The organism is Thiorhodococcus minor (genome assembly GCF_010820565.1).
Classification (GTDB): Bacteria; Pseudomonadota; Gammaproteobacteria; order Chromatiales; family Chromatiaceae; genus Thiorhodococcus; species Thiorhodococcus minor.
On the sequence record NZ_JAAIJQ010000011.1, the window covers coordinates 75,146 to 93,358 of the forward strand.

Below are 18,213 nucleotides of genomic sequence, written 5' to 3' on the forward strand. Positions count from 1 at the left end.
CCCTCTGGTGGGTGCGGGATTTTCTACAAGAGCGAACGACAAACAGCTACGCGGAGGAGTCGATTCATGAAGCTTGAGACACTGGCCATTCACGCCGGATTCGCCCCGGATCCGACCACCAAGTCGGTTGCCACACCCATCTACCAGACTACCAGCTACGCCTTCGACGATACCCAGCACGGCGCGGATCTCTTCGACCTCAAGGTGCCTGGGAACATCTACACCCGGATCATGAATCCGACCAGCGACGTGCTCGAGCAGCGCGTCGCTGCAATGGAGGGAGGGGTTGGCGGTCTCGCGCTGGCGTCCGGGATGGCCGCAGTGACCAACTCGATCTTCACCATCGCCAAGGCGGGCGACAATATCGTTGCAGTCTCCACGCTCTACGGAGGCAGCTACAACCTCTTTGCCCACACCTTGCCGCGTCTGGGGATCGAAGTGCGCTTCGCGGCGCCGAATGATATCGAGGGCATGGCGGCGCAGATCGACGCGGACACCAAGGCGGTCTTCTGCGAGTCGATCGGCAATCCGGCGGGCAATGTGGCGGATATCGGGGCGATCGCCGACATGGCGCACGCGCACGGGGTGCCTGTCATCGTCGACAACACGGTTCCCAGCCCCTATCTCTGCCGGCCCTTCGAGCATGGCGGCGACATCGTGGTGCACGCCTTGACGAAATACATGGGCGGTCACGGCACCACCATCGGCGGGGTGCTCGTGGACTCGGGCAAGTTTCCCTGGGCCGAGCATGCCGAGCGATTCCCCATGCTCAACGAGCCCGATGTGTCGTATCACGGCGTCGTCTACACGGAGGCGCTCGGGCCGGCGGCCTACATCGCTCGGGCGCGCGTCGTGCCGCTGCGCAACATGGGCGCGGCGATCTCGCCCTTCAACAGCTTCTTGATCCTGCAGGGGATCGAGACCCTTCCGGTGCGCATGGACCGGCATTGCGAGAATGCCGTGGCAGTCGCCAATTTTCTCAAGGAGCATGCGAAGGTCGAGTGGGTCCGCTATGCGGGACTGCCTGACAGCCCGGACTATCCGCTGGTGCAGAAGTACATGGACGGCGGCAAGGCGAGCTCCATCCTGTCGTTCGGGATCAAGGGCGGACGCGAGGCGGGGGCGCGCTTCATCGACGCGCTCAAGCTCGCCGTGCGTTTGGTCAACATCGGTGACGTCAAGACCCTGGCCTGCCACCCGGCGACGACGACCCACCGCCAGTTGTCGCCCGAGGAGCTCCAGCGCGCCGGCGTGTCGGAAGACCTCATCCGGCTATCGATCGGTATCGAGCATATCGACGACATCCTCGAGGACCTGGACCAAGCCCTCGCGGCGGCTGGCTAGGTCGTCAGGCCAGGGCTTTGCGTCTTGATATCCCGGCTGCGAGCGCTGGCTTGCCCGCGCCCCGCGACTCGGCGGGGCCGTGAGCCTTTAGCGTGATGCGTCGTTCCATCACGCTGTTTCCGCTCTTGGCGCTGCTCGGCGTGGGCGTCGCCCTTGCGATGCCGGAGTGGCTGGTCGGGCTGAAGCCAGCCATCGTGCCGCTGCTCGGGCTGGTGATGTTCGGGATGGGCATCACCCTGACATTCGCGGACTTCGTCAGCGTGACGCGGCGACCAGCCCTCATCCTGCTTGGCATGGCGCTGCAGTATGGCGTCATGCCGCTCGCGGGATGGCTGATCGGCCTGGGTCTCGGCTTGCCGCCGGAGTTGCTCGTCGGCTTGGTGCTGCTGGGCGCCAGTCCCGGCGGCACGGCCTCAAATGTCATTTGCTACCTGGCGCGTGGCGACGTCGCCCTATCGATCACGCTGACGACGGCCTCCACCCTGGCGGCCGTCCTGCTGACGCCGGCGCTGACCTTGCTCTATGTTGGCGAGCGTGTCCCGGTTCCGGCGTTGGACATGCTGATCTCGATCGCCAAGATCATCCTCGCGCCCGTTGCCTTGGGGCTTTTGGTGAATCGCTTTCTTGGCGCTCGGCTCGAGCGCGCGAAGCTGGTGTTTCCACTCGTCTCCATGGCGGCCATCGTCCTCATCATCGCCATCATCGTGGCACTGAACCATGGGAGCCTGATCGACCTGGGGCTGATGGTCTTGCTCGCCGTGGTCCTGCACAACGGCATCGGCTTGCTGTCGGGCTATTGGGGCGCCAGGGCCTTGGGGCAGGACGCGCGTGCGGCCCGCACCTTGGCGATCGAGGTGGGCATGCAGAACTCTGGGCTAGCCGTGGCGCTCGCCGTCAAATACTTCTCCGCTGCCTCCGCCTTGCCAGGGGCGCTCTTTTCGATTTGGCACAACCTCTCTGGGGCCGCGCTCGCGAGCTGGTGGTCGCGACGCTCGGCTGCCGACTAGGCTCGGGGTCCTCGCAAGGGGCCCGTCCGGGATCGAGGGTCGATTGCGGGCGGCTTGCCGCCATCTGAGTAAGGGCGCCTCAGGGTCGAGAGCGCGGCGCTACAGCCGGTCGCTCAGATCACGGATGGAGAAGCCGCTCCACGGGCCGGAGACATCCTTGCTGAGACCGATGACCTTGAAGCGCTCGCCCATGGCGGCGGGCAGCAGCAGCTGCTTGACGCCTTGGGCGCCGTCGAGACTCGCTTCGGTGTCGGCTAGGATGTGATCGATTCCGCAGCCGATGAGAAAATTGGCTTGTGTCGTGAAGCCTTCCAGCTCGAGGCCGGCAGCCGCTCCGGCCTCGACCACGGCGGTGAAGTCGACGTGCGCCGTGATGTCTTGAAGCCCCAGCCGGCTGTAGGGATCTTCATGGGCCTGGTGGCGGTAATGGCACATCAAGGTGCCCATGTGCCGGTCGGCCTGGTAATAGGCCGATCTCGGATAGCCGTAGTCGATGAGCAGTAGGAGACCGGCTGACAGCGCGTCCGCCAACGCCTTCATCCAGGGCGAGAGCCTCAGGTTGATTTCGGAGGTGTAGCCGTGTGAGCAAGCCAGTCCCTCGGATTGCAGGACGGAAATCGCCTGCGTTAGCCCTGGAGATCGCGGTGGTGCTGCGACTTCGGAAAGGGTGCCGCCATCGTCGCTGACGAAGATCTCCAAGAGCTCGCCTGCCGCGCCGACCCGGAAGCGATGCACCGGCATGGCGTCGAGGACCTCGTTCGCGACCACCACACCGCGTAGCCTCTTGGGCAGCTCGGTGAGCCACTCGCAGCGCTCGGCGAGCTGGGGAAGCTCAGCGCTCAGGCGTGCGCGCTGCCGCTCCGCAAGGTCGGGACTGGGCTCGAGAATTCGATAGCGATCGGGTAGGGTGCCGGTCTGCTCGAGCTGGGTGAGGATCTGGGCGGCGAGGGCGCCGCTCCCGGCTCCGAGCTCGAAGATGTCGCCGCCGCCGAGCTCCCGCAGGACCTCCGCGCACTGGTTGCCGACGCAGCGGCCGAACAGCGGGGAGATCTCGGGGGCCGTTACGAAGTCACCCGCGGGTCCAAACTTCTGCGCCCCGGCCACATAGTAGCCGAGACCCGGGGCATAGAGCGCGAGCTCCATGAACCGATCGAAGGGGAGTAAGCCACCAGCTGCGGAGATCTCATGGCGCACCCGTTCGTTCAGGCGGGCGCCGACCTCGGCTTGGATGTCGGCTTCCGGCGATGCCGCAGTGGCGTCTTCGTCGCGCATAAGAGACCTCAGGTGGACGACATGTGGTGGCAGGGCTGGCCTTCAGCTCTCGGTCGTTCGATGAGGGCCGCGGCGGTGGCGGCTCCGAGCCTGCGCCATGCCCTGCCAGACAGGCTCCCCGCTCCATGACAAGGGCCAAGACAGACGAGCTTTTATAGATGACGGAAGACAAGAAGCCAATGATTCATCCCGGCGCCGCACACAGCTCACCCTACCCGGTGAGCCGCCTGGCGCCATCCTTCGATACGGGTGAGCTGGCCGCCGAGGTCGCCAAGGCGGAGTCCATGCTCAGCGCGCGGACCGGCGCCAAGCTGCGCGTGATCGCCGACCAGATTCGGCAGCTGCAGGAGGAGGCGCGCAAGGTGCTGACCGATGCGCGCGAGGAGCAGGCGCTGACCCATGCCGAATGCGCCTTCAAGCGCATCCCGGGAAGGACCTATCATCTCTATCGGCGTGCCAATGGGCGCGCCTTCTTCTCCATGCTCTCGCCGGAGGACTGGGGCGGGCGCAGTCCGCATGAGCTCTTGGGATCCTACCGCTTGGAGGTCGACTATTCGTGGACGCCGGCCGAGCGCGCAGGCCAGCCGGACGATACGGGTGCCCTGGTCGACCAGCTCTTGCGGATCGGCGGGCTGTCCTCCGAGGATTGAGCCGCCGGAACGGCCGAATCGCCCGCAAGCGGGCTCCTACGCCAGCGGCGTCCCCGTAGGAGCCCGCTTGCGGCGATGCGCACTGCAGAAGGAGCCTCCTGCGCGAAGACACCGCCGCCACGCTGCGCCCGATGCAGGCGAGTCGCTGGCGCTGGCGTCGCCTTGGCATGCCCTTCAGTCGGGCTTCGTGCCGCGCTCGATCACGACCCCGACGTCGACGCCCTCGCCGACTGCGCCCGGCTTGTTGAGGCTGAGACGCACCCAGGGAACGCCGTGCTCATCGCGCAGGATGGCGGCGCATCGCTCCGCGAGGGTCTCGACCAGCTCGAACCTGTTGGCGGAGACCTCCTGGGTCAGGCGCTTGGTCACGGCATTATAGTCGAGTGCCTCCTCGATGCGATCCGTGGCTGCGGCCCGCGCGATGTCGCTGGCCATTTCGATATCGAGAATGACCGGGCGACGAATCTTCTTCTCCCAATCGTGGATGCCGATGGTCGTCTCGATCATGAGACCGCGGATGTAGACGATGTCCATGTTGAGCCCTCAGGGAGTCAAGCGATGTGCTCGGCCTATCTTGACCTGAAGCGGGTTCACGGGTCCAATTGCCGCCCATGACTATAGCCATCCTCCTCATCATCGCCGCCTACCTGCTGGGCTCGGTCTCCAGCGCCATCATCGTGTGCCGACTCATGGGGCTACCGGATCCGCGCACCCAGGGGTCGAACAACCCGGGCGCCACCAACGTCATGCGCATCGGCGGCAAGAAGCCGGCCGCCATCACCTTGATCGGGGACAGCCTGAAGGGGCTGATTCCCATGTTGGTCGGACATGCGCTCGGCATGGGGCCAGGCGTGCTGGCCGGTATCGGCCTTGCCGCCTTCATCGGGCACCTCTACCCGGTCTTCTTCGGCTTCCGTGGCGGCAAGGGCGTTGCGACCGCGCTGGGCGTGCAGTTGGGGCTCTACTGGCCCATCGGTCTCTGCGTCGCGGCCGTCTGGCTCTTCGTCGCCAAGGTGCTCAAGATCTCATCGCTGTCCGGCTTGATCTCCATGGCCTTGGCGCCTGGCTTCGTCTGGCTGTTCTGGCCCGAAAAGCCCCTTCTCGGGATGCAGCTCGTCATCACGGGCCTGCTCATCTGGCGCCATCGCAGCAACATTCGCAACCTGCTCGCTGGCACCGAGGATCGGATCGCGGCCAAGCCGGATTGAGGGCGACCCGGGCGCCGGTCCATCGCGGCGCGCAGGAGTGGCGGCCGTCGCACAGTCGATCTGTCCTCAGGGTGCCCCTGATACCAGGGCTCGCCGCGGGATGTGCTCTATCGCCCTGGCATCCATTCACCGCTCGAGCGGCACCGGCTGCCCGGCGCCGCGAGGCGCGGCCTAGGTCGCTTGAGGCGGCGGTGGTGGCTGAGGCGTGGTGCGACGGGCCCTGAACAGAGCCGCCAGGATCGCGATCACGGCGCCGCCGAGCAGGATTGCGGCGAGGATGGGCCGGTAGAAGACCCAGGCGACGGCGATGGTGATCAGGCCCAGCGCCAGGGCGAGCAGGGCGGCGATGAAGCCGGTTCCCGCGCCGACGAGCGTACCGATGAAGGGCACCACGTCCGCCAAGACCTTCAGCGGTCCCAGCACCAGGGCGAAGCCCAGCCACATGAGCAGGACGCCGCCGAGGCGAGCCAGCCAGGTGAGGATGCGATTCGCCGTTTCCGCTTTGTCGAACATGGCGTCGGCATCGACCAAGCCGGGCTCCAGCAAGGCGATGCTCCCGCGCGCCATGGTAGCGGTCGTAATGGCGTCGCCGCGCTGACGACCGATGGCGCTCACATCCATCGGGTCGACGACGGCGAAGGCGACGCGGATGTCCCCGATCTGAGGCGACGCGGGGCTGCCCCGATAGTAGCCGCCCGCATGGCTGCTGAAGCCTGCAGGGACTCGGTCGGACATGGCGACATTCAAGGGCTCGAAGGCATCCATTTGCGAGACGAAGCGCGCCGCGAGCGCGAATGCGCCGAGGGTGACGCGAGCGGCCTGCGCAGTCTGCGACTCATAGGGCATCGACGCCGGATTCTCGTGCCCGCTGGGCTGGCGGAACCGCGAGGAATCGACCCAGGTGTCGGACCACCGCCGCTCGTAGCTGTAGGTCGTCTCCGTCGTCTCGCTTCCTCCGAGGTTCTTGGTCGTCTTGGAGCCCTGCTCCTCGGTCCATTGGTACATCTCGACCGAGCGTTTGAGCTTGATGGCGCGAGCGGACACTCCGAAGACGTCATCCGACAGCTGATCGCGCGTCGTCGCCAGGCCGCTCAGATGGACGAGCGCGCCCTCATTGGCCGGATCGATCGGACTGGGCGTGATCGAGACGACGGCGTCCCGCCCGGCAGCCAAGGTCTTGGCGCGATCGATGGCGCGGCCCTCGTTCCACCATAAGAGCGGAAAGGAGACGGCGATCAGGACCAAGCCGAACAGAATGCCCTTGAAAGATCCGCCGATCCGGCTCGACCAAGATCTTGTCGTGGTCTCGGTGAAGGTGTCGGCCATGTGAATGCTCCTTGTCAGATAAGCAATTGGCTATAGTCCGGAGTCGATCGTGCCGTTGCGGCGCATCCCTTTGCAGGCTGTCGTCCAACATTCGGACGCGCTTGAGTCCGCGCGCCGCCCCGGCGGCGGGCGCTGAGCGGATGGGCATTGCCCGTGATTCGGCGATTGCCTAGACCTTCGGCCTCGAATGCCGAAAGATAATGCAGTCCCTGTGCGCTTTCCGCAAACCTGAGCCCTGAGCTCGGAGGCGCGCGCTCCAATGCGACAGGCACCAAAATGCGAGGGCTCTTGATGTTCGCTTCATGGCGGAGATGGCGATGACGGGGGAAGGGCGGGGGCGTGGAGCGCCGCGAGGGCTTCGGATCTCTGAGGAGGGTGCGCTGCTAGGGCTCGATCGCGATGCGCTGGAAGCGCAGTTCCAGCGGCTCATGTCCTCGTTGGATGCGGCGTGCGACGCCAATGATGCGCAGCGTTGTCTGATGCTTGCGCTGCGCACCCATGAGGTCGAGCTCGAGCTGCAGAGCCGCGCATTGCGAGAGACCCAGGCCGCCTTGCGGGTCTCGCGCGATCATTATGCGCGGCTGTTCGAGGAGGCCCCCGTGGGCTACGTCGTCTTGAGTCGGCGAGGTCTGGTGCGCGGGGCGAATCTCACCGCCGCGACATTGCTCGGCAAATCGAAGGCCCAGCTCGAGGGCTGGCCCTTCAGACGCTTCATCGCCGATGGTCAGAGCGGCGATTTCAGCGCGCATTTGCGTCAGGTCTTCGATGACTCAGCGTCGCCGCCAGCGGTCTGCGAAATGGTTTTGCATCTGTGTGACTCCGTGCCGACGCGCGTGGCTCGACTCTGCTCGATCCGTCGCGACGGCGTCACGGGTCCTGAGTGTTTGAGTGTCATGCTTGATATTTCGACGGAGCACGAATCCGAGCGGCAACGCCTCGCAGGCGACCGGCTGCGGCAGTCGGTGCTGGATGCCTTGCCGTCGCAAATCGCCGTCTTGGATCAGGACGGGCGACTGATCGCGAGCAATCGCGCTTGGCGAGACTTCTCGGAAGAGCAGGGTGTCTCGGATTCGCTGCGTCAGGCGCTCGGTCTCAATGCGGAGGGCGCTTGCACTTGGGAAGGCGACCAGCCGAGCGACGAGGTCCTGAGCGCCGCCAGGGGGATTCGCGACGTCATTCAGCGCAAGCGCCCTGCCTTCAGCCTCGAGCACCCCTGTGAAACGCCCCAGGGGCGGCGCTGGTTCCTGATGCGCGTGCTTCCGCTCGAGGGGGATCAGGAGGGCGCCGTGGTCGCCTACTTGGAGATCACCGAGCGGCGGCTGGCGGAAGAGGAGGCGCGGCGGGCGCGTGATGCGCTGGCCCAGGTGGCGCGACTGAACGCGGTCGGAATCCTCGCCTCCTCGCTGATCCACGAGCTTCTGCAGCCGTTGAGCTCCGCGGGCTTCTACTGCAGCGCGGCGATCCAGCTGGCGCAGGGCCCGGCGGCGAATCCCGATCGGCTCGTCGAGGTCATCCGCCGTATCGACGACCAGGTGCATCGCGCTGGGGACATCATGGAACGGCTGCGGGCCTTCCTGCGCGGGCGCAAGATGTACAAGGTCGCGGTGTCGCTCGATCAGGTCCTCAAGCGCGCCTTCGAGCTGACGCTGTGGTTCGCTTCCGATCTCAAGGTCGATCTGCGGATGAATGCGCCGAGCGGGCTGCCGCTGGTCGAGACGGATCCGGTGCAGATCGAGCAGGTGCTGGTCAATCTGATCTGCAATGCGGTGCAGGCGATCGACGCGGCGAATTGCGCTAGACGCGAAGTGACCCTGGACGTCATCGTCGCCGAGCGCGAGATCGAGCTCATCGTTCGGGATACGGGGCCTGGCTTGCCCGAGGGGCGCCACGAGGCCATCTTCGACATCTTCGAGTCGACCAACGACTCGAGCTTGGGGCTGGGGCTCGCCATCAGTCGGGCGATCGCCGAGGGGCATGGCGGGCGTCTCTGGGCCGAGCCGGCACCGGCCGAAGGCGCGGCCTTCCATCTGACGCTGCCCATCGCCTTGAACGACGACCTGATGGACTTCAGTGGCAGCGAGCCCTCATGAGCGCGTGACTGGAGCCAGGTCGCCCATCGACCAGCGGGCTCTTGGCTTGAAGATGAGCGGCTCGTGCTGGCCCGCGCGCAGGCGCTGGTAGCCGGTGAAGGCGATCATTGCGCCGTTGTCCGTGCACAGGCTCGGCGGCGGGTAGAAGGTTTCCCCGCCTTCGGCGGCGATGGCAGCGGTCATGCGCTCGCGCAGGCGTCGATTGGCGCTGACGCCGCCCGCGAGGATCAAGCGTTTTCGGCCAGTTTCCCGCAGCGCGCGGCGGCACTTGATCACCAGGGTGTCGACGACGGCCTCCTCGAAGGCGCGAGCGACATCGGCGCGCGTTCGGCTTGGATCCGTTTCGTCGGCAAGCGCGGTGTTGAGGGTATTGAGGGCGAAGGTCTTGAGACCGCTGAAGCTGAAGTCTAGGCCTGGGCGGTCGGTCATCGGCCGCGGGAAGCGGAAGCGCTGCGGATCTCCGCGCTCTGCCAGCTTCGCAAGCTCCGGGCCGCCGGGATAGGGCAGCTCCAAGAGCTTGGCGGTCTTGTCGAAGGCCTCTCCAGCCGCGTCGTCGAGGGACTCGCCGAGGATGCGGTAGCGCCCGATCTCGGTGACGTCGACCAATTGCGTGTGCCCGCCGGAGACCAGCAAGGCGATGAAGGGCAGCTCCGGGGCTGGCTCCTCGAGCAGCGGGGCGAGGAGGTGGCCCTCCATGTGATGGACGCCGATGGCCGGCACCTGCCATCCCCAAGCGAGGCTGCGCCCGATCGCCGATCCGACCAGGAGGGCGCCGATCAGTCCGGGACCGGCGGTGTAGGCAACACCATCGATCTCGCCCGCATCCAGATGGGCTTCCGCGAGCACTTGCCGAATGAGGGGAAGCGTCTTGCGGATGTGGTCGCGCGAGGCGAGCTCCGGGACGACACCGCCGTATTCCGCATGGATGTCCACTTGGCTGTAGACCGCGTGGGCCATGAGGCCATGCTGGTCGTCGAAGATGGCGACGCCGGTCTCGTCGCAAGAGGTTTCGATGCCGAGTACTCGCATGGTTTCTCTAGATGATCGTGGTGTCGGTGACTGGTGATTCGTCGTTCGGTGATGGGCTACAGCGGTCGGCATCATATTCGCTTTTGCAACATCCGTCTGCGTCGCGCTATACTTGGGGATCTTTTACCTTTCGTTCACCTCAACCGGAGAGATCAAGGGATTTTCTATGCCCAGCGTTCGCGTCAAAGAAAATGAGCCATTCGAGGTCGCCATGCGGCGTTTCAAGCGCTCCTGCGAGAAGGCAGGTGTGCTGGCCGAGGTCCGACGCCGTGAGTTCTACGAGAAGCCCACGTCCGAGCGGAAGCGTAAGAAGGCCGCCGCCGTCAAGCGCCATCAGAAGAAGCTGCAGCGCGAAGCTCGCCGTTGGGAGCGCCCCTACTGAGGCCGGCTCGCCAACCGCGCCGAGGTTTCGTGCACAATCGCATGCCTAGGGCTGCGATCTGGTATCGAGGCCTTGGCTGCGCGCGGGTCCGTTCGGCAGGCGTCGGACCTCGCAAGAAGGCCCTTGGCCCGTTGCGGCTCGCGCTCCGGGCAACCGGGTGCCGCTGCGATCTAGGCGCGGACTCGAATCGCCTTCGGCAACTTCAATAGGAAAGCCTTCGATCCATGCTGAAGCAGCAAATTCAAGATGACATGAAGGCCGCGATGCGCGCGGGCGAGAAAGACAAGCTCGGTGTCATCCGGCTGATCATGGCGGCCATCAAACAGCGCGAAGTCGATGAGCGCATCGAACTGGACGACGCCCAGGTGCTCGCCGTTCTCGACAAGATGGTGAAGCAGCGTCGGGATTCCATCGCGCAATACGATAGCGCGGGCCGCAACGACCTGGCCGAGGTCGAGCGGTTCGAGGTCGGTGTCATCCAGGCCTATCTTCCCGAGGCGTTGTCCGAGTCGGAGCTGAGCGCCCTGGTCGAAGCGGCGGTCGTCGAGGCCGGTGCCTCCGAAATGCGCGACATGGGGAAGGTCATGGGCGTGCTGCGACCCAAGGTGCAGGGCCGCGCCGACATGGGTGCCGTGAGCGCACTCGTCAGACGGCGTCTAGGGGGCTGAGTCGCCTTCGGACGTTGCCGCTTGCGCCCTTAATGGCAGGCAAAATCCCATCCGAATTCATCGACGACCTCTTGGCGCGAAGCGACATCGTCGAGGTCGTCGGCTCGCGCATCCAGCTTCGCAAGGCAGGTAAGGATTACCAGGCGCGCTGTCCCTTCCACGACGAAAAGACGCCTTCCTTCACCGTCAGCCCCGACAAGCAGTTCTATCACTGTTTCGGCTGTGGCGCACACGGGACGGCCATCGGCTTTCTCATGGAGCACGACCACCTCGCCTTTCCCGAGGCGGTCGAAGAGCTCGCGCTACGCGCTGGCATGCAGGTGCCGACGCGGAGCGAGCAGTTCGTCAAGACGCCGACTCAGGCACCACTCTATGCCCTGGTGGAGAAGGCGGCCGCGCTCTATCGCCGCCAGCTCCGGGAGCATCCGCAGGCCAATCGTGCCGTCGAATACCTCAAGCAGCGGGGGGTGAGTGGCGAGATCGCCGGGGATTTCGGGCTCGGCTATGCGCCACCTGGCTGGAGCTTCCTCCTAGAGCGGCTTGGGCGCGGTCCGGGCGAGCAGGCTCGGCTCCTCGAGTGCGGGCTGATCGCCGAGCAGGACGGGCGACGCTACGATCGTTTTCGCGATCGCATCGTCTTCCCGATTCGCGACCGGCGCGGACGCGTGATCGGTTTCGGCGGCCGGCTGCTGGGTGAGGGCAAGCCCAAGTATCTGAACTCGCCCGAGACGCCCATCTTTCACAAGGGGCGCGAGCTCTACGGGCTTTTCGAGGCGCTGCGGAGCAATCGCAAGCTTGCCTCGCTCGTCATCGTCGAAGGCTACATGGACGTGATCGCCCTCGCTCAGTTCGGTCTGACGAGCGCTGTCGCGACCCTGGGAACCGCGACGACTGCCGATCATCTAAAGCAACTGCTGAAGACGGCCCCTGAGATCGTCTTTTGCTTCGACGGGGACCGCGCGGGTCGGGATGCCGCTTGGAAGGCGTTGCAGATCGCCTTGCCGCTAGCCTCGGGGCATCAGCTGATTCGATTCCTGTTTCTACCCGAAGGCGAAGATCCCGACACTCTGGTTCGACGCCTCGGCCGTGACGGCTTCACAGCGCTCATGGCCAGCGCGCAATCCTTGTCCGATTTCCTGTTCGATCGTCTCGCCGAGCATGGCGACATGGCGAGCAGCGACGGCAGGAAGCGGGTCGCGAGTCAGGCCCAGGAGCTGGCGAGCGAGATGCCGGCGGGGATCTACCGTGACCTTGCGCTCGAGCGGATCGCGATGCTGAAAGGCGTGTCGCCGGGGGCGTCGGCGCGGCCGCGGTCGAGGCGCCCGGGCAGGTCGGCGCGTCAGTCGCTGCCGGCTCCGCTCAGTCTCGTCGCGAAGGCGATCGCCTTGCTGCTCGACAACCCGCGGCTCGGTCCCATCGTCAGCCAGCAGGACGCGACTTGGCGGCGCTCGACGAGTCCTGGCGCTGATGTCTTGCGGCCCTTGGTCGACATGCTCTTAGAGCGGCCGGAGATCACCAAGGCCGCGCTCTTGGAGCGCTGGCGCGACCATCCGCATTTCGGCTATCTGCAGCAGATTAGCGTGCATCCCTATCTGTCGGACATCGCCGAAGGAGATCTGGAGGCGGAGCTGATCGGGGCGATCGATCGCCTCAGCGCGGAGACGCGAAAGCTCGAATGGCGCCAGGCCTTCAATCAGCGCAGCGTCATGGAGTGGTCGGTCGAAGAGCGCGCCCGTGTCCAGCGGCAGGGTGACAGCGCACGCGAGCCCGGGGACGAAACGCCTTGAAACGATGGCATCACTGGCATTTGTCATGATTTCGTCTATCTATTCTCTGTGTGCAAAATCGACGGCCGCTAATATGCGCCGATTCGCAGACGAGACGACAGGATTTCACTTTCGCGCGAGACTTTCGCAGCGCGTAATGCTAAAATGCGAGGTTTGCTTTCGGGCTGACTTCCGCAGCACTGAGTCAAGGTACCTCATGGATCAAGAACAGCAACAGTCTCAACTGAAGCAACTGATCGCCAAGGGCAAAGAGCAGGGCTATCTGACCTACACCGAGGTCAACGACCATCTCCCGCCCGGCATCGTCGAGACTGACCAGATCGAAGACATCGTCCGCATGATCAACGATATGGGGATCATGGTCCAAGAGACTGCTCCCGACGTCGTCGATCAGACCCTGAGCGATAGCGCCGTCTCGGATGACGAAGCCGCCGAGGCTGCGGCTGCCGCCTTGGCGACCGTCGACAGCGAGTTCGGTCGCACGACCGACCCCGTGCGCATGTACATGCGGGAAATGGGCACGGTCGAGTTGCTGACGCGCGAAGGCGAGCTCATGATCGCCAAGCGCATCGAAGACGGACTCAACCAGGTGTTGTCTGCCCTGTCGGTGTACCCGCGCTCGATCGAAAAGCTGATCGAGATCTTCGACCGTGTCGACCGTGAAGAGACGCGCTTGACGGACGTCATCTCCGGCTTCAATGACGGCGAGGACGATCAGCCCGTTCCGGCCCCGGCGGCGCGGCCGGCTGCCGAGACCGCGTCTGAAAAGTCCGGGCTGGAGGCCGACTCGGACGATGACAGCGACGATGACGATGATACGGAGGCGGAGGTCGATACAGGCCCGGATCCGGAAGATGCCGCGCGTCGGGCCAACCTGCTGCGTGAGCGTTATGCCGTGCTCAAAGCGGCACTCGAAGAGTACGGCCGCGACGACGAGCGCTCTCGCGAGGCCATGGCCGCCGTCTCGGAGATCTTCCTTCAGTTCAAGCTGGTCGCGCCGGTCTTCCTGGAGCTTGCGGAGCTCCTGCGCGGAACGATCGTGCGTATCCGGACGCAAGAGCGCGTCATCATGGGGCTCTGTGTCGATCAAGCCGGCATGCCGCGCCGCGATTTCATCGAGACCTTTCCCGACAACGAGACCAGCCCGCAGTGGCTGGACCAGCAGCTCGAATGCGGTAAGCCCTACGCCACCCGCCTGGCCGATGTCGCCTCTGACATTCGGCGGGCCCAGCGCAAGCTGCAGGAAGTCGAGAAGGAGAACATTCTCACCATCGGCGAGATCAAGGAAGTCAACCGTAAGATGTCGATTGGTGAGGCCAAGGCACGCCGCGCCAAGAAGGAAATGGTCGAGGCGAACCTGCGTCTGGTGATCTCCATCGCCAAAAAGTATACCAACCGCGGGCTGCAATTCCTGGATCTCATCCAGGAGGGCAACATCGGCCTCATGAAGGCGGTGGATAAGTTCGAGTATCGCCGCGGCTACAAATTCTCGACCTATGCCACCTGGTGGATTCGTCAGGCCATCACGCGCTCGATCGCCGACCAGGCGCGCACCATCCGTATCCCGGTGCACATGATCGAGACCATCAACAAGCTCAACCGAATATCCCGGCAGATGATCCAAGAGATGGGCCGCGAGGCGACCCCGGAGGAGCTTGCCGAGCGGATGGAAATGCCCGAGGACAAAGTCCGCAAGGTCCTCAAGATCGCCAAGGAGCCGATCTCCATGGAGACGCCGATTGGCGACGACGAAGACTCGCATCTCGGCGACTTCATCGAAGACGCCGGTGTGATCTCTCCCGTTGATTCCGCGACGGCCGAGGGCCTTCGGGAGGCGACACAGAACATGCTCGCGAGCCTCACTTCCCGCGAGGCCAAGGTCCTGCGCATGCGCTTCGGTATCGACATGAATACAGATCACACCCTCGAAGAGGTCGGCAAGCAATTCGACGTCACCCGCGAGCGTATCCGTCAAATCGAAGCCAAGGCGCTTCGCAAGCTGCGCCACCCAACCCGCTCCGAAAAGCTCCGCAGCTTCCTCGACAGCGACTGAGCGCATCTCGACGCCACGGACGGCGCCTGACCTCCACCACCTTCCTCCTCGGGGCCGTTAGCTCAGCGGTTAGAGCAGGGGACTCATAATCCCTTGGTCGTAGGTTCGAATCCTACACGGCCCACCAAATTCAAATGCTTACGAGATCCCAAGGTAACTTCTCAATAAGTCACGGCACGGCGGCAGCGGCCGCCCGCTCACGGATGATGTCCGGCAGGGGCGGAATGGTGCCGGTTTGCTCGATGCGGTCGTTGAGATAGTCCCAGAAGGAGATGCCCAGCTTGCGGCAGGTCGTCTTCAGGCTGGCGAAGGTATCGCGGCAGCGCTGCCCGAGCGTGCTGCGTGTCCCGCCGCCGATCTTGCGCCATTTGACGTCGCCGCGGATATCGTTCTCACTGCCGTTGGTGTGCAGTGGGATGTCCGGGCGCAACAGCACCAGCAGCAGCTCGCTTTGGTGGCGATGCAGGCGCTTCAAGGTCCGGTTGAGGGTGGCGGAGGAAGTCTTCTGGGTGAAGATCGCCTCGAAGCGTGCGCGCAGCGGCGCGATGGCCGCAGGATCGGGGGCGCGTTGGTACGCCTTGAGGTCGGCGTAGAGCGTCCAGATCTGATCGCGCACGCGCTGCTGGTCGGCGCGCTGGCGCTCATTGAGCGGGATGAGCTTGTGAATGAGGCGCTCGGCATGCACCCAGCACAGAGCATGCAGCAGGATGGCGAACTGCCCGGCCCCGTCGCTGACGATGACCAGCTCGCGGGAGAGGCCCTTGGCCAAGACGCCTGCGAGCAAGGCGCCCTCGGTGGCGATGCGCTGGTGGCGCTCTTGGGTGATGCCCAGGTCGCTGAGGTGCTTCTCCCAGTCTTGCGTCGTGGTGAGCGCGCAGATGGGTGAGGCCCGCCAAGGCCTCACGCATCGCCCGGGGCAGCCCCTGCGTATGCCAATACGCCGCGGCCTCCTCGTCGCAATGGTAGCGGCAATCACCGCCCTGCAGCAGCGTGAGAAAGTTGATCCGGCGCTTGCTGTCGGTGCTGCTGAACCAGGCAAAGAGATCATTGCCGATCTGCGTGACGTCGCCGTTGCGCCCCTGGTGGCGTGCCCCTGAGTCATCGACCGTGATGGAGGCGCTGACCTCCAGGCCGACGTCGAGGAGGGCATCTTTCTCGGCAAAGAGGCCCTCGTTGCGCCCGCTGAGCAAGGCATCGATCTGCCCGACCGAGACATCGATGACCCATGCGAGCAGCTGATCGCGCAGCAGCGGCTGCGTGACATGACAGTGATGATAGTGGTAGAGCAGGTAGGCACGCAGCCCCGTGCCGAAGTGACCACCCTGCAGCGCGCTCGGAAGCTCACCGCACAGCCACTCACCCTGCGGGGTTTGCCAGACTTCAAGACGATAGCGGATGTTCTGCGCCGCGATCTTGAGATCCTGGACGACAACATCGCGATCGCCCTTCAAGCGTGAGCCCGGCGGCAGCGGCTGAGTTGGCGGAACGCGGCGCTCTTCGTGAATGCGCAGCTGCGCGGTCTTGGAGCGCTTGCGCGAGCCTGCGCGCTTGCCACCACCGCCTGAGGTCCCGTCACCGTTGCGCTTGCGATCATCCGGCTGCTCCATCCCGCGGGGCTTGAAGCGCGGCTTGCCTTGCTCGCCCTTCAGGATGGCAATCTAATTGCGCAGCTGTTGGATGGTCTCGGCCTGCTGCTGCGTCTTCTCGGCCAACGTCTCGATCAGCCCCAGCAGCTGCTCGACGAGCGGCGTGCGCTCCGTGGCGGGGATGTCAGGCAGGTCGATCACAGCAGGGCTATTCGAGACAAGTCAGGGCAAGGAAGCAGGGTGTCTAACGCCATGGTAACGCACCACCACCCCGCGACCGCCACGACTTGTTGAGAAGTTACATCCCAAGGAAGTCTCCCGAAATCGGGGAACCCTGGGGGAACTTTCGGCGAAGGATCGGATTTCAAATCCGACCCTTGCGAAGCCTCGCCCAAGCCCGCGCGGAGCACTCGGGGTCGCCGAACGCTACCCCATCTAGGCAGCCGTCGCGCCCATGCTCGCGCGGAGCACTCACTCGACCGCCAGCCGATTGAGGACGTTCCTCACGGTTCCGTCGCTGATGCCCAGCTCACGGGCAATCCCTCGCTTCGAGGCGCCGGCCTGGTAGCGCTCGAGGATGCACCGATCGCGGTCGGGCAGGCCAGGCAGGGGCGAGACCGAGCGGACCTCGGGCGGTCCATCGCCGTCTTCAGCAACCGTCACCCGCTGCCGGCCATGGAAGCGCGAAGCGCGAGGCCGGTAGTCTCGGGTAGGCGTGCGCGCGGGCGTATTGCCGGAATGGCGAAGGGCGTTAGTCCTTCGTCGTGAAGGCAATATGCAGAGCGCAGTCACACACGCCGTAGAGTCATTCGTCGTAGGGTCGTGCGCAGCCCGAGTGCGTCGACGGCGCTACTCGAGGTGGAGCAGCGACCCGGAGCGGGACGGCCCGGGCTGAGAAGGTTGTCGCCCTGCGCGAGTCCCGTCGGCGAGGGATCGACCCGACGGGTATCACGAGCGCAGACGCGACACTCCGGATGTCGGTGATGGTCGCGCCCATACGCGCGACTCAGGTGAATAACACTGCGGGCGGGTCCGGGGCGGGGCGATGCAAGACGTCTCAGTGATCCACCAAATCGAGGCGCTGCTCAAGACGCTCGATGCGGCGGATAGCGCTCTGCAAAGTATCGCGATCACTGCCAGCCATCGCATAAAGACCGCCAAGGGTCTGCTCGATGACGGACAGCCGCAGCTCTACGCGGCCCACACGTTCATCCAGGGAATCGACCTTGGCGCGGATGTGGCGCAGGTGCTCGAGCACAAGGCTGGTGGTGTCGTCAGTCATCTTTCATTCTCCCCTGGGTCTCTGCTCAGACTAGCAAAAACCCGTCACGCGAACGGATCAATTTCCGTTACGGGTGACGGTCATTCAGACCAGCGCCCGGAGCAAGTGATCCAGGACCTGACGCCACAGGGCGGCGCGGCGGTAAGCGCCCTCCAAGCCCAGCGCCAGGGCCAAGGAGCGGTACAGATCCAGACGCCCGAAGTCGGTCTCGGCCAGATAGATCACCTGGTAGCGGTGGGGGGTTGAGCGCCTGCGTGAGCGCGCGCAGGGCCGCGGTCTTGCCCACCCCGGCCTCACCGGTCAACAGCCCCACGCCGGGGCTGTGCAGCAGCCAGGCAAAGCGCTCGCCCAGCCGGGCCAGAGCCCCATCGTCCCACAGCTCGGTGGTGCCCTTGCCCAGGGGATAGTGGGTCAGGCCAACGTGTTGCAGCACCATCAGCGCGCCTCCCCATCCTGGCCGTAGTACTCACGGTAGGCCAGCTCCACCTCCGTGTCGGCGCCGTTCGCGGATGACGCCTCGGGCGGTTGG

Annotated in this window: 19 protein-coding genes and 1 tRNA gene; 11 read left to right on the forward strand and 9 right to left on the reverse strand. The window is 65.0% G+C overall.

The annotated features are described in order from the left end of the window. Positions 1 to 66: 66 nt before the first annotated feature. Positions 67 to 1,344, forward strand: a complete 1,278-nt coding sequence (locus G3446_RS05530) for an O-acetylhomoserine aminocarboxypropyltransferase/cysteine synthase family protein (RefSeq protein ID WP_164451510.1) — start codon at positions 67 to 69, stop codon at positions 1,342 to 1,344. A 95-nt stretch (positions 1,345 to 1,439) separates the two neighbouring features. Then, positions 1,440 to 2,351 (forward strand): bile acid:sodium symporter family protein, encoded by a 912-nt coding sequence (locus tag G3446_RS05535; RefSeq protein ID WP_164451512.1) that lies wholly within the window; start codon positions 1,440 to 1,442, stop codon positions 2,349 to 2,351. Between the two features lie 99 nt (positions 2,352 to 2,450). On the opposite strand, the gene G3446_RS05540 is transcribed toward G3446_RS05535, so the two are convergent. Then, positions 2,451 to 3,623 (reverse strand): class I SAM-dependent methyltransferase, encoded by a 1,173-nt coding sequence (locus tag G3446_RS05540; RefSeq protein WP_164451514.1) that lies wholly within the window; start codon positions 3,621 to 3,623, stop codon positions 2,451 to 2,453. A gap of 158 nt (positions 3,624 to 3,781) precedes the next feature. On the opposite strand from G3446_RS05540, the gene G3446_RS05545 reads away from it, so the two are divergent. Further along, positions 3,782 to 4,273: a DUF2452 domain-containing protein gene (locus G3446_RS05545; protein ID WP_164451516.1), complete on the forward strand. Its 492-nt coding sequence runs from the start codon at positions 3,782 to 3,784 to the stop codon at positions 4,271 to 4,273. A 174-nt stretch (positions 4,274 to 4,447) separates the two neighbouring features. On the opposite strand, the gene G3446_RS05550 is transcribed toward G3446_RS05545, so the two are convergent. Next, positions 4,448 to 4,807 (reverse strand): dihydroneopterin aldolase, encoded by a 360-nt coding sequence (locus G3446_RS05550; RefSeq protein WP_164451518.1) that lies wholly within the window; start codon positions 4,805 to 4,807, stop codon positions 4,448 to 4,450. 77 nt (positions 4,808 to 4,884) lie between these two features. On the opposite strand from G3446_RS05550, the gene plsY reads away from it, so the two are divergent. Continuing rightward, positions 4,885 to 5,481: a glycerol-3-phosphate 1-O-acyltransferase PlsY gene (gene plsY / locus G3446_RS05555; RefSeq protein WP_164451519.1), complete on the forward strand. Its 597-nt coding sequence runs from the start codon at positions 4,885 to 4,887 to the stop codon at positions 5,479 to 5,481. A gap of 171 nt (positions 5,482 to 5,652) precedes the next feature. On the opposite strand, the gene G3446_RS05560 is transcribed toward plsY, so the two are convergent. Then, positions 5,653 to 6,807: a TMEM43 family protein gene (locus G3446_RS05560; RefSeq protein WP_164451521.1), complete on the reverse strand. Its 1,155-nt coding sequence runs from the start codon at positions 6,805 to 6,807 to the stop codon at positions 5,653 to 5,655. 317 nt (positions 6,808 to 7,124) lie between these two features. Between G3446_RS05560 and G3446_RS05565 the strand changes: the two genes are divergently transcribed. Further along, positions 7,125 to 8,897 carry a PAS domain-containing sensor histidine kinase gene (locus G3446_RS05565; RefSeq protein ID WP_164451523.1) on the forward strand — a complete coding sequence of 591 codons (1,773 nt, stop codon included), beginning with the start codon at positions 7,125 to 7,127 and terminating at the stop codon, positions 8,895 to 8,897. Here G3446_RS05565 and tsaD read toward each other — a convergent pair. Continuing rightward, on the reverse strand, positions 8,892 to 9,926 hold the full coding sequence (gene tsaD / locus G3446_RS05570) for a tRNA (adenosine(37)-N6)-threonylcarbamoyltransferase complex transferase subunit TsaD (protein ID WP_164451526.1): 1,035 nt from the start codon (positions 9,924 to 9,926) through the stop codon (positions 8,892 to 8,894). The genes G3446_RS05565 and tsaD overlap by 6 nt on opposite strands. 166 nt (positions 9,927 to 10,092) lie before the next feature. Between tsaD and rpsU the strand changes: the two genes are divergently transcribed. From rpsU to G3446_RS05595, 5 genes are all read left to right on the forward strand, one after another. After that, the gene (gene rpsU, locus G3446_RS05575; protein WP_005220880.1) at positions 10,093 to 10,308 is read left to right on the forward strand and encodes a 30S ribosomal protein S21; all 216 of its coding nucleotides are present in this window, start codon (positions 10,093 to 10,095) and stop codon (positions 10,306 to 10,308) included. Positions 10,309 to 10,532: 224 nt separating this feature from the next. Continuing rightward, a complete protein-coding gene (locus G3446_RS05580; protein WP_164451530.1) occupies positions 10,533 to 10,976 on the forward strand; it encodes a GatB/YqeY domain-containing protein in 444 nt (147 codons plus the stop codon). Positions 10,977 to 11,008: 32 nt separating this feature from the next. Further along, complete coding sequence (gene dnaG / locus G3446_RS05585) at positions 11,009 to 12,763, forward strand: DNA primase (RefSeq protein ID WP_164451532.1); 1,755 nt, start codon at positions 11,009 to 11,011, stop codon at positions 12,761 to 12,763. Positions 12,764 to 12,959: 196 nt separating this feature from the next. Beyond that, positions 12,960 to 14,816, forward strand: a complete 1,857-nt coding sequence (gene rpoD, locus G3446_RS05590) for an RNA polymerase sigma factor RpoD (protein WP_245232328.1) — start codon at positions 12,960 to 12,962, stop codon at positions 14,814 to 14,816. 51 nt (positions 14,817 to 14,867) lie between these two features. Then, positions 14,868 to 14,943 (forward strand) — tRNA-Ile (locus G3446_RS05595). Between the two features lie 42 nt (positions 14,944 to 14,985). On the opposite strand, the gene G3446_RS27565 is transcribed toward G3446_RS05595, so the two are convergent. Continuing rightward, positions 14,986 to 15,720, reverse strand: coding sequence for an IS66 family transposase (locus G3446_RS27565; protein ID WP_209262281.1), 735 nt, complete (start codon positions 15,718 to 15,720; stop codon positions 14,986 to 14,988). Positions 15,721 to 16,078: 358 nt separating this feature from the next. Here G3446_RS27565 and G3446_RS27570 point away from each other — a divergent pair, with 358 nt between their 5' ends. Then, positions 16,079 to 16,273, forward strand: a complete 195-nt coding sequence (locus G3446_RS27570; protein WP_209262282.1) for a hypothetical protein — start codon at positions 16,079 to 16,081, stop codon at positions 16,271 to 16,273. A 201-nt stretch (positions 16,274 to 16,474) separates the two neighbouring features. Here G3446_RS27570 and G3446_RS28620 read toward each other — a convergent pair whose 3' ends face one another. The 4 genes from G3446_RS28620 to G3446_RS27575 form a co-directional block, all read right to left on the reverse strand. Then, on the reverse strand, positions 16,475 to 16,603 hold the full coding sequence (locus G3446_RS28620; RefSeq protein ID WP_280818781.1) for a hypothetical protein: 129 nt from the start codon (positions 16,601 to 16,603) through the stop codon (positions 16,475 to 16,477). 270 nt (positions 16,604 to 16,873) lie between these two features. Beyond that, positions 16,874 to 17,065 carry a helix-turn-helix domain-containing protein gene (locus G3446_RS28920; RefSeq protein ID WP_164451536.1) on the reverse strand — a complete coding sequence of 64 codons (192 nt, stop codon included), beginning with the start codon at positions 17,063 to 17,065 and terminating at the stop codon, positions 16,874 to 16,876. Positions 17,066 to 17,459: 394 nt separating this feature from the next. After that, positions 17,460 to 17,684 (reverse strand): hypothetical protein, encoded by a 225-nt coding sequence (locus G3446_RS05610; RefSeq protein WP_164451538.1) that lies wholly within the window; start codon positions 17,682 to 17,684, stop codon positions 17,460 to 17,462. A gap of 84 nt (positions 17,685 to 17,768) precedes the next feature. After that, entirely contained in the window at positions 17,769 to 17,909 is a 141-nt protein-coding gene (locus G3446_RS27575) for a hypothetical protein (RefSeq protein ID WP_209262283.1), read from the reverse strand. Between the last annotated feature and the right edge of the window lie 304 nt (positions 17,910 to 18,213).